The 9694-nt window shown below is 66.9% G+C and carries 11 protein-coding genes; 5 read left to right on the top strand and 6 right to left on the bottom strand.

Translation table 11 applies throughout. The features are described 5' to 3' along the window. Window positions 1–109: 109 nt before the first annotated feature. Window positions 110–457: a ribonuclease E inhibitor RraB gene (locus AC13GF_RS18735; RefSeq protein WP_071228773.1), complete on the bottom strand. Its 348-nt coding sequence runs from the start codon at window positions 455–457 to the stop codon at window positions 110–112. Between the two features lie 24 nt (window positions 458–481). Next, on the bottom strand, window positions 482–2086 hold the full coding sequence (locus AC13GF_RS18730; protein WP_483005611.1) for a transglycosylase SLT domain-containing protein: 1605 nt from the start codon (window positions 2084–2086) through the stop codon (window positions 482–484). Between the two features lie 122 nt (window positions 2087–2208). Between AC13GF_RS18730 and AC13GF_RS18725 the strand changes: the two genes are divergently transcribed. Next, window positions 2209–3714 (top strand): helicase HerA-like domain-containing protein, encoded by a 1506-nt coding sequence (locus AC13GF_RS18725; protein ID WP_483005610.1) that lies wholly within the window; start codon window positions 2209–2211, stop codon window positions 3712–3714. Between the two features lie 78 nt (window positions 3715–3792). Further along, window positions 3793–4299 carry a transcription elongation factor GreB gene (greB, locus tag AC13GF_RS18720; RefSeq protein WP_019336668.1) on the top strand — a complete coding sequence of 169 codons (507 nt, stop codon included), beginning with the start codon at window positions 3793–3795 and terminating at the stop codon, window positions 4297–4299. 87 nt (window positions 4300–4386) lie between these two features. Here greB and AC13GF_RS18715 read toward each other — a convergent pair whose 3' ends face one another. Together AC13GF_RS18715 and rimO are read right to left on the bottom strand one after the other, a co-directional pair. Beyond that, on the bottom strand, window positions 4387–5226 hold the full coding sequence (locus AC13GF_RS18715; protein WP_483005609.1) for a DUF3025 domain-containing protein: 840 nt from the start codon (window positions 5224–5226) through the stop codon (window positions 4387–4389). After that, entirely contained in the window at window positions 5223–6584 is a 1362-nt protein-coding gene (gene rimO, locus AC13GF_RS18710) for a 30S ribosomal protein S12 methylthiotransferase RimO (protein ID WP_049436796.1), read from the bottom strand. The genes AC13GF_RS18715 and rimO overlap by 4 nt, the downstream gene beginning before the upstream one ends. Before the next feature lie 203 nt (window positions 6585–6787). On the opposite strand from rimO, the gene AC13GF_RS18705 reads away from it, so the two are divergent. The 3 genes from AC13GF_RS18705 to AC13GF_RS18695 are packed head-to-tail and all read left to right on the top strand — an operon-like array spanning window position 6788 to window position 8061. Further along, window positions 6788–7459: a dienelactone hydrolase family protein gene (locus tag AC13GF_RS18705; RefSeq protein ID WP_126930072.1), complete on the top strand. Its 672-nt coding sequence runs from the start codon at window positions 6788–6790 to the stop codon at window positions 7457–7459. Further along, entirely contained in the window at window positions 7456–7878 is a 423-nt protein-coding gene (locus AC13GF_RS18700) for an HIT domain-containing protein (RefSeq protein ID WP_010483023.1), read from the top strand. The genes AC13GF_RS18705 and AC13GF_RS18700 overlap by 4 nt, the downstream gene beginning before the upstream one ends. 15 nt (window positions 7879–7893) lie before the next feature. Further along, complete coding sequence (locus tag AC13GF_RS18695; RefSeq protein WP_005418011.1) at window positions 7894–8061, top strand: LiaI-LiaF-like domain-containing protein; 168 nt, start codon at window positions 7894–7896, stop codon at window positions 8059–8061. A 96-nt stretch (window positions 8062–8157) separates the two neighbouring features. On the opposite strand, the gene dcd is transcribed toward AC13GF_RS18695, so the two are convergent. Together dcd and apbC are read right to left on the bottom strand one after the other, a co-directional pair. Then, window positions 8158–8730 carry a dCTP deaminase gene (gene dcd / locus AC13GF_RS18690; protein ID WP_010483020.1) on the bottom strand — a complete coding sequence of 191 codons (573 nt, stop codon included), beginning with the start codon at window positions 8728–8730 and terminating at the stop codon, window positions 8158–8160. Between the two features lie 77 nt (window positions 8731–8807). Then, a complete protein-coding gene (gene apbC, locus AC13GF_RS18685) occupies window positions 8808–9662 on the bottom strand; it encodes an iron-sulfur cluster carrier protein ApbC (RefSeq protein WP_483005608.1) in 855 nt (284 codons plus the stop codon). Window positions 9663–9694 lie beyond the last annotated feature (32 nt).

The following is a 9694-nucleotide window of genomic DNA, read 5'->3' as shown; positions in this document are numbered from 1 at the left end:
AAAGGGGACGGAGGGGATTAAGTCGTTTATGCATAAACGACTTAATCCCCTCCGTCCCCTTTTTCCACAACGGAATGCCGGCCAGCGGCCGGCACTACCGGTACACGCCTTACTGCAGGGCCGGGGCCGGGCCGACGTCCATGCCGTCGTAATCTTCCACGCCCTTCTCCGCGGCCAGCGCCGCGAACTCCTGGTTGCGGCGGTCCAGCGAGGCTTCGTCGTGGATTTCCACGCGCTCCACATGCAGCACGTGGAACGGCGCGTCGCCCTCTTCCGGCTCCTGCTCGAACAGTTCCACGAAGGTATAGCCCTGCGCCTGCAGGTGCTCTGCCAGTGCCTGCAACGGCTCAGCAGTGGAGTGCACGAAGAAGTACCCCCACAGCAACGGGCCGGTGATGTCCCAGTCGGTGTTTTCGCGGAGATTGGCGAACAGGTTGCGGGTGTCTTCGAGATCCATGTGGGTTCCAGGGGTCGTGGGGGATTACTTGTCGCAGCCCTGCAGCTTCAGCGTCTGGCCGTGGCGCAGGCTGTAGGCCGGGGCCTTCAGGCCGTTGGCGCGAGCCAGGGTCGGCGCGTCGCACTGGAACTTCGCGGCAATGGCGCCCAGGGTCTCACCCCGGCCCACCTTGTGGCTGCGCACCGGCTTCGGCCGTGCCGCCGGGCGCGGCGTAGCCACTGGAGCAACCGGTGTGGTCGGCACGCTGGTGGAGGCCGCGGCGTCGGCCACCGGCACCACGCCCCCCACGGCCACGCTGCCGGTGTAGCTGGCCGCGGTCGGGCGCTTGATCGCCGCGTTCAGATCGGCGGTGATCAGCGTGCGGGCCAGATCGGCACGCGGGCCACTGACACAGTTGCGCTGGTACAGGCCGGCGATGCGGGTGGTGGCGTTGATCAGCGTGCCAGCCGGAATCCAGCCATCGGCCTCATAGCGTGGGTTGAGGTTGCGCAGCGCGCGCATGTAGCCATCGCGGGTGCCGTGGCTGCCCAGGCAGATGGTCAGTTCGTAGATGGTGGTGGACTTGGCCAGGCGCAGCGTGGCCGGCTGGGCGCTGATCTTCGGCAGCTCCACGCCGTACTGCTGCGGGTGCAGGAAGATCCAGGCCGCGGCGATCACCATCGGCACGTAGTCCTTGGTTTCACCGGGGAACTGGTTGTAGACGCTGTCGGTCCAGAAGCTCTGGCCACCGCTCTGCTTGAACACGCGTGCGGCGCGGCCTTCGCCACCGTTGTAGGCGGCCACCGACATTTCCACGTTGTTGTTCAGTTCGCGCAGGCGCTCGTTGAGGTAACTGGCGCTGGCTTCGGCGGCGCTGCGCGCGTCAAAGCGGGTGTCGAAGCCGGTGCCGTCCGGGCCGAGGCCGAAGCGGCGGCCGGTGGCCGGCATGAACTGCATCAGCCCGGCGGCGCCCGCACGCGAGGATGCATGCACGCGGCCGTTGGACTCCTTGGCCATGATGCCGAACAGCAGCGCCTCGGGCAGGCCGCGCTTCTCCCACTCCGGCCACATCACCGCACGCAGGTTCTGATAGTTCTCGTAGCTGGTCAGCAGCGCCGGGCGCATGTCGGTCAGCCAACGGCGGATGCCGGCCTGCACGGCAGGGTTGTACTCGACCATGGTGTCGAAGGCGTGCCGCTTGTCGTTGAGCAGCGCGGCGGCGCGCGCGGCCTCCGGCACGTCGGCGGTAAGTGGGCCGATATGGTCGGGGTCGGCTTCCAGGCGGTCACCGCCCTCGTCGGCCACGTCGTCGCTGGCAGCGGCATCGGCGTCGTGCTTGAGCAGGCGCTTGTAGCTGGCCAGCAGGGTGCCCATCTGGCAGCCCTTCTGCTTCACGCAATCGTTGAGGACATCTTCCATGTCTTCCAGCGCGGCGTCGGCCTCGTTGCTGCCCTTGGGGTCGGCATTGGCGACCAGCAGCAGCGCATCGCTGTAGCGCTTCTCGGCGACGGTCATGCGCTGCTGCAGCGCATCCACCTTCACCTTGTCCCGGGCCGAAACCCGCTGCGCATGGGCGTCGGGCGCCAGGGAAACCAGGCCGGCCAGGGCCAGCAGCGGCCAACCGCGGGAAATCAGGACAGGAACGGGCATTGATGGCACTGTGTGCGAAACAGGCAGGCAGAGTAGCGGCGCCGCCAAGGTCCGGGCAAGCCGACCTTCGGACCGTCACCGCCGGCGGTTAACATTGGGCTATTCACCACAAGGGCTGGACCATGGATCCGATTCTGCTCGGCAAAGGCATCACCGACGATGTGGCCGTCACCCTGCTGCCGAAACTGGGCAACCGTCACGGTCTGGTGGCCGGCGCCACTGGCACCGGCAAGACCGTGACCCTGATGACCCTGGCCGAGGGCTTCTCGCGGCTGGGCGTGCCGGTGTTCCTGGCTGATGTGAAGGGCGATGTGTCCGGCCTGGCCGTGCCCGGCACCGGCGCCGAGAACCTGCTCAAGCGCGCCGCCGAGATCGGCGTGGCCGACTACGCGCCGGCCGCCAGCCCGACCATTTTCTGGGACCTGTACGGCAAGCTGGGTCACCCGGTGCGCACCACGGTCAGCGAGATGGGCCCGACCCTGCTGGCGCGCATCCTCGAGTTGAACGACACCCAGTCCGGCGTCCTCGACATCGTGTTCAAGCTGGCCGACGACCGTGGCCTGCTGCTGCTGGACATGGACGACCTGCGCGCTCTGCTTGGCCTGGTGGCCGAGGAGCGCAAGGACATTTCCACCGAGTATGGCCTGGTCAGCGCGCAGTCCATCGCTGCGATCCAGCGGTCGGTGCTGCGCCTGGCGCAGGATGGCGGCGAGAACTTCTTCGGTGAGCCGGCGCTGGAGCTGGCCGACATCATGCGGGTCAATCACGACGGCCGCGGCGTGATCGGCATCCTCGCCGCCGACCAGCTGGTGCTCAAGCCGAAGCTGTATTCCACCTTCCTGCTGTGGCTGCTGTCGGAGCTGTTCGAGCAGCTGCCGGAGGTGGGCGACCTGGACAAGCCGAAGCTGGTCTTCATCTTCGACGAGGCCCACCTGCTGTTCGACGACGCACCGCCGTCGCTGGTGCAGCGCATCGAGCAGGTGGTGCGCCTGATCCGCTCCAAGGGCGTGGGCGTGTATTTCTGCTCGCAGTTCCCCGACGACGTGCCGGGCAACATCCTCGGCCAGCTCGGCAACCGCGTGCAGCACGCGCTGCGTGCGTTCACTCCGCGCGACCAGAAGGCGGTGAAAACCGCCGCCGAGACCTTCGTGCCGAACCCGAAGCTGGACGTGGCCAAGGTACTGAGCCAGCTCGGTACCGGCGAAGCGCTGGTGTCCACGCTGCAGGACAAGGGTGTGCCGATGCCGGTGCAGCAGACGATGATCGCGCCGCCGCGCTGCCGGATGGGGCCGATCACCGAGGCCGAGCGTGCCCAGGTGCGTGCCGGCAGCCCGGTCGGCAGCCGCTACGACACCGCGATCAACCGTGAATCGGCCGCCGAACTGCTGGCCCAGCGCGCGCAGAAGACAGTCGAGCAGGCGCAGGCGCCGGCTGCCCGCAGCCGCGAGCAGGACGAAGCGCAGGAAGGCGGTTTCGGCCAGGCCATCAAGGATGCGATCTTCGGCACCAAGCGGCGCCAGGGCATGATCGAGACCATGGCCAAGCAGACCACGCGCACCGTCGGCACCAAGCTGGGCAACCAGATCGTGCGCGGCCTGCTGGGCGGCATCTTCGGCGGCAAGCGCTGACCTGCCCTCCCGGGGTCGGCGCCCTTTCCTGCGGAAAGGATCTGACCCCATCGTTCCCCTGAAAAGAAGTCGCACCACATGTCGCGTTGGCGTCCCCCTGCAGAAAAGAGTACCGCCCTGATCACCGCCTCCGGCCACGCCCGGCTCAAGGCCGAACTGGATGACCTGTGGCGTGTGCGCCGCCCCGAGGTGGTGAAGGCACTGGCCGCAGCCGCCGCGGAAGGCGACCGTTCGGAAAACGCCGAGTACACCTATCGCAAGAAGCAGCTGGGCGAGATCGACCGCCGTGTGCGCTACCTGACCAAGCGGCTGGAATCGCTGCGCGTGGTCGACACCACCCCGACCGATCCGCAGGCGGTGTTCTTCGGCGCGTGGGTGGAACTGGAGAATGTGGACAGTGGCGACACCAGCCGCTATCGCATTGTCGGCCCCGATGAGACCGACGCAGGCCTGGGTTGGATCAGCATCGATTCGCCACTGGCGCGTGCGCTGCTGAAGAAGCGGCTGGATGATGAATTTTCGGTGGAACTGCCCGGCGGCCAGTTCACCTTTGCGGTGATCGGAGTGGAATACGAGCCTGTGTAGCGTCGAGCCATGCTCGACTGCATTGCCGTTGTAGAGCCGAGCCCATGCTCGGCTGATGGACAAACGCAGCCGAGCGTGGGCTCGGCTCTACAACGGCAACAGTGCCAGCGGCGGCGGGTACTGGCGGCCGGCACGCAGCGGGCGGAAGTACGCGGCATCTGCATAGAAGGCGGCCTCCTGTCCCTGGTGCCAGCCCGGGATTCCCGCCAACGGCAGCGGACGCAACTGCAGGGGATCGGTCACTGCCCTGCCCTCGGCGATGGCCGCGGTCACTGCGTCAACGCAGGCATCATCGACTTCGCCGCGCACCACCACGCACTTGCCCACCAGACGGCGTTCCGGCAGCAGCGCCTGCTCCATCAGCGCGTGCCCGAATACCGCAGCGATGGCGATATCGCCGCTCAGCCAGTGCGCTGGCTCGAACAATGCATGCCAGTCATGCCCATCCCACGCGCGCATCAACAAGTCATCGCGCACACGCACGATCACGCCGGATTCGTCGAACTGGGTCAGCGCGGCCTGCGCGCGATTGCGCTGGCCCGGCGGCATGGATGCGATATGCCTGCACTGCTGCACATTGAGCGCCTGCTTGAGCTGCGGGTAACGGGCCCACACCAGTGCATTGAACAGGTCATGCCAGTTGTCGACGCGGGTGGCGATGCACCCCTGTGCGATGCGGGCTTCGTAGTGCAGGCCGTCGGCCAGCAGCGTGGAATCCTGCTCGACCAGGTGCTTGCCGGGCAGCGTAAGGCGTGCCTCGAGCGCTGCAATGGACGGCCACTGGGGGCTGGCCAGCAGGTCATGGACGTCGCGCAATCCGGCAAACACCGGGTGCGCGAACACCTGCGGATCGACCGCCGCACGCGGCGGCGGCACGAAGCGGCGGACACCGCTGCCGTCACCGGCGGCGGTCGTCACCGCGGTCACAGCATCTTGAGATCGAATGCCGGGCGGGTAGCGGCCGGCAGCGCGTCACCGTACAGGTCGTGCTCGTCGCTCTCGGTGATTTCCACGTCGACGAACTCACCCACGCGCAGCGGCACCTGGTCGGCATTCTGGATGTGCACCAGGCCGTCGATCTCCGGCGCATCGGCCTTGGAACGGGCCACGGCGATATCGCCTTCGATGGCGTCGACCAGGCACTGCTGCACGGTGCCGATCTTGGCCTCCAGGCGCGCAGCTGAAATCTGCGCCTGTTTTTCCATGAAGCGGGCCAGGCGCTCCTGCTTCACTTCTTCCGGCACGGCATCGGGCAGATCGTTGGCGGTGGCACCCTCGACCGGCGAATAGGCGAACGCGCCCACGCGGTCCAGCTGCGCTTCGTCGAGGAACGACAGCAGCTCTTCGAACTCGGCCTCGGTCTCGCCCGGGAAGCCAACGATGAAGGTGGAACGCACGGTGATGTCCGGGGCGATACGGCGCCAGTTCTGCACGCGCTCGAGGGTCTTTTCGACCGCACCGGGGCGCTTCATCAGGCGCAGGATGCGCGGGCTGGCGTGCTGGAACGGGATGTCCAGGTACGGCAGGATGCGGTTCTCGGCCATCAGCGGCACCACCTCGTCCACATGCGGGTACGGGTAGACGTAGTGCATGCGCACCCACGCATCCAGCTCGGACAGGCCTTCGCACAGCGCCTTCAGGCGGGTCTGGTAGGCCTTGTCGCGCCACATCTTCTCGGCGTACTTCACGTCCACGCCGTAGGCCGAGGTGTCCTGCGAAACCACCAGCAGCTCGCGCACGCCACCACGCACCAGGCGCTCGGCTTCACGCAGCACTTCATCCACCGGGCGCGAGACCAGCTTGCCGCGCATCGACGGAATGATGCAGAAGCTGCACTTGTGGTTGCAGCCTTCGGAAATCTTCAGGTAGGCGTAGTGGCGCGGGGTCAGCTTGATGCCGTAGTCGGGCACCAGGTCCACGAACGGATCGTGCTTGGGCGGCAGTGCCTCATGCACCGCTTCCATCACGCTCTGGTAATCCTGCGGGCCGGACACCGCCAGCACGTTCGGGTAGGCCTCGCGGATCTGCTCCGGGCGCTTGCCCAGGCAGCCGGTGACGATAACCTTGCCGTTCTGGTTCATCGCCTCGCCGATGGCGTCCAGCGACTCGGTCACCGCCGAATCGATGAAGCCGCAGGTGTTGACCACCACCACGTCGGCCGAATCGTAGGACGGCACGATGTCGTAGCCTTCCGAGCGGAGCTGGGTAAGGATGCGTTCGGAATCGACAAGGGCCTTCGGGCAGCCAAGGCTGACGAAGCCGACTTTGGGGTTCAGCTGGGACATGGAATCGCGGGACTCTGGGGGCCTGGGCCCCTGCCGTCGTGGCAGGGGTTCCTGGGGGCCGGGGCCTGAAAGGGCGCCAGTATACCGGGGTTGGCGGCCGCGCTCTGAATGGCCAGCCGCCCGATCCCGCACAGCCGCTGACACCGCGCTAACCCACGCAGCACCGACAATGCCGTTCTGTTCCCCGCAACGAGATGGAAACGATGGCCGAGTGGATCACCCTGGATACGCATCACGGCCCGGTACGGGCCTGGCAGGCCCTGCCGGAGGGCACCCCGCGTGGCGGGCTGGTGGTGGTGCAGGAAATTTTCGGCGCCAACCCGCACATCCGCGGCGTGGCCGAGCGCTTCGCGGCCGAAGGCTACGCGGTGCTGGCGCCGTCGTTCTTCGACCTGGTTGACGGTGCAGAAGCCGATCCGGATGCCCTGCCCTACGACGCCGACGGCGTGAAGCAGGGCCTGGAACGGGTGACCGCACTGGGCATGGAGAAGGCACTGGAGGTCGTGCGTGCGGCCGCCACCCGGCTGGCACCCCATGGCAAGGTCGGCACGGTGGGCTACTGCTGGGGCGGCACGGTGGCGATGCTGTCGGCCCTGCGCCTGGGCCTGCCCTCTGTCAGCTACTACGGTGCGCGCAATGTCCAGTTCCTGGATGAGACGCCCAAGGCCCCGGTGATCTTCCACTTCGGCGCCCAGGACAAGAGCATCCCGCCGGAGGCGGTGCAGGCCCATCGCGAGAAGCTGCCGCAGATGGCCACCTTCGTCTATCCGGCCGACCACGCCTTCAACCGGGAGGTCGGACATGCGTATGATCCAGACAGCGCCACCCTGGCGCTGCAACGCACCCTGGACTTCTTCTCGGAGCATCTTGGATGAGCGATTTCGAACTCGATTCACGCCTGGCCACCGATAGCGTGCTGGTGGCGGAAGGACCGTTGTCGCAAGTGCGGCTGATGAACGACGAACGATTCCCCTGGCTGGTGCTGGTACCGCGCCTGGCCGGGGTGACCGAGTGGATCGAGCTGGACGGCGAGCAGCAGGACAAGCTGCGCACCGAGCTCAACCGCGCCTGCAAGGCCCTGAAGGGTGCCGACGGGGTGGAGAAGATCAATATCGGTGCGCTGGGCAACATCGTGCGCCAGCTGCATTTCCATGTGATCGGCCGCCATGATGGCGACCCCGCGTGGCCGGGCCCGGTCTGGGGCAGCGGCCCCGCGCACCGCTACGAGCCGGGTGCGCTGGACCAGCATGTCGCCTACTGGAAGGAACGGCTAGGATATCCAGCCCAGTCCTGAGCGTTTGCCGACCCGATGCGATTCAACCTCGTTGCCGCCGTCCTGCTGATCCTGATCGGCCTGTTCATGCTCGCCAGCAACCTCGGCTGGACGCACCTGAACCTGTCCAAGCTGCTGTTGACCTGGTGGCCGGTGGCACTGGTGGGCGTGGGCATCGCGATGCTGTTCGGTCGCGGGAAATAAGCTGTTGCCGGGCCACGCCCGGCGAGCGCAGCGTGTGGCCGCACCCATGAAAACGCCGGGCATGCCCGGCGTTTTCGTCATGCGATGGCGCGCCGGTCAGGTCCGCGGCAGGGTCACGCCGGTCTGGCCCTGGTACTTGCCGCCACGATCGCGGTACGACGTCTCGCAGATGTCATCGGCGGCCGCCTGGAAGAACAGCATCTGCGCCACGCCTTCATTGGCGTAGATGCGTGCCGGCAGCGGCGTGGTGTTGCTGAATTCCAGGGTGACGTGGCCTTCCCACTCCGGTTCCAGCGGGGTCACGTTGACGATGATGCCGCAGCGCGCATAGGTGCTCTTGCCCAGGCACACCACCAGGGTGTCGCGCGGGATGCGGAAGTACTCCACGGTGCGCGCCAGCGCGAAGCTGTTCGGCGGGATGATGCATTCATCGCCGACGATATCCACGAAGCTGCCCGGATCGAAGTGCTTGGGATCGACGATGGTCGAGTTGATGTTGGTGAACACCTTGAACTCGCGCGAGCAGCGCACGTCGTAGCCGTAGCTGGAGGTGCCGTAGCTGACGATGCGCTCGCCGTTGGCCTGCTTGACCTGCCCGGCCTCGAACGGCTCGATCATGCCGTGCTGCTCGGACATGCGGCGGATCCAACGGTCACTCTTGATGCTCATGCTTTGTCCTGGGGTACGAGGGGGCGCGAGGATTCTAGCAGGGGGCCGGCCGTCGCCGGCGGCCCCTGCCCCGGCACTTACAGCAGCGACGACAGGATCGGGATCGAGGCACGCGGACGCTTGGCCACCTCCTCGATCAGGCGCTGCGCGGCATGGCGGTAGGCCTGGGCCGGGACCGAATCCGGCTGGGCCACGGTGATCGGGGTACCGGAATCGCCCTGCTCGCGGATGCCGATCTGCAGCGGCAGTGAACCCAGCAACGGCACGCCGTACTGCGCGGCCATGCGCTCGCCGCCGCCCTCGCCGAACAGGTGCTCGACATGCCCGCAGCTGCTGCAGGTATGCACCGCCATGTTCTCGACGATGCCCAGCACCGGCACCTCGACCTTCTCGAACATCTTCAGCGCCTTCTTCGCGTCCAGCGTGGCGATGTCCTGCGGCGTGGTGACGATCACCGCGCCGGCCAGCGGGATCTTCTGGGTCAGGGTCAGCTGGATGTCACCGGTGCCCGGCGGCAGGTCGATCAGCAGGTAGTCCAGGTCATCCCACAGGGTGTCGTTGAACAGCTGGGTCATCGCCGAGGTGGCCATCGGCCCACGCCAGATCATCGGCGTGTCCTCTTCGATCAGGTAGCCGATCGACATGGTGTCCACACCGAACGCGCGCAGCGGCTCGATGCTCTTGTTGTCGGGGCTTTCCGGGCGGCCGGACAGGCCCAGCATGGCCGGCACGCTCGGCCCGTAGATGTCCGCATCGAGCACGCCCACGCGTGCGCCGAGCTGCTGCAGCGCCACGGCCAGATTGACCGCGGTGGTCGACTTGCCGACGCCACCCTTGCCCGAACCAACCGCGATCACGTTGCGGATGCGGGCATGCGGCGTGAGTCCCTTCTGGACCTGGCTTGCATGGGGACGGCGGGGAGAACTGTTCACAACGAGCACCGGCGGGGTCAGGGGGAATAACC

The organism is Stenotrophomonas sp. 22LJNL06-5-1 (assembly GCF_056861455.1).
Note: the sequence above shows the minus strand (reverse complement) of the source record. Positions and strands in the feature narration are given on the sequence as shown.

Excerpts from the sequence above, each read along its gene's own strand:
- AC13GF_RS18735 (WP_071228773.1), bottom strand. The coding sequence starts at position 457 with ATGGATCTCGAAGACACCCGCAACCTGTTCGCCAATCTCCGCGAAAAC.
- AC13GF_RS18730 (WP_483005611.1), bottom strand. The coding sequence starts at position 2,086 with ATGCCCGTTCCTGTCCTGATTTCCCGCGGTTGGCCGCTGCTGGCCCTG.
- AC13GF_RS18725 (WP_483005610.1), top strand. The coding sequence starts at position 2,209 with ATGGATCCGATTCTGCTCGGCAAAGGCATCACCGACGATGTGGCCGTC.
- greB (WP_019336668.1), top strand. The coding sequence starts at position 3,793 with ATGTCGCGTTGGCGTCCCCCTGCAGAAAAGAGTACCGCCCTGATCACC.
- rimO (WP_049436796.1), bottom strand. The coding sequence starts at position 6,584 with ATGTCCCAGCTGAACCCCAAAGTCGGCTTCGTCAGCCTTGGCTGCCCG.
- AC13GF_RS18705 (WP_126930072.1), top strand. The coding sequence starts at position 6,788 with ATGGCCGAGTGGATCACCCTGGATACGCATCACGGCCCGGTACGGGCC.
- AC13GF_RS18700 (WP_010483023.1), top strand. The coding sequence starts at position 7,456 with ATGAGCGATTTCGAACTCGATTCACGCCTGGCCACCGATAGCGTGCTG.
- AC13GF_RS18695 (WP_005418011.1), top strand. The coding sequence starts at position 7,894 with ATGCGATTCAACCTCGTTGCCGCCGTCCTGCTGATCCTGATCGGCCTG.
- dcd (WP_010483020.1), bottom strand. The coding sequence starts at position 8,730 with ATGAGCATCAAGAGTGACCGTTGGATCCGCCGCATGTCCGAGCAGCAC.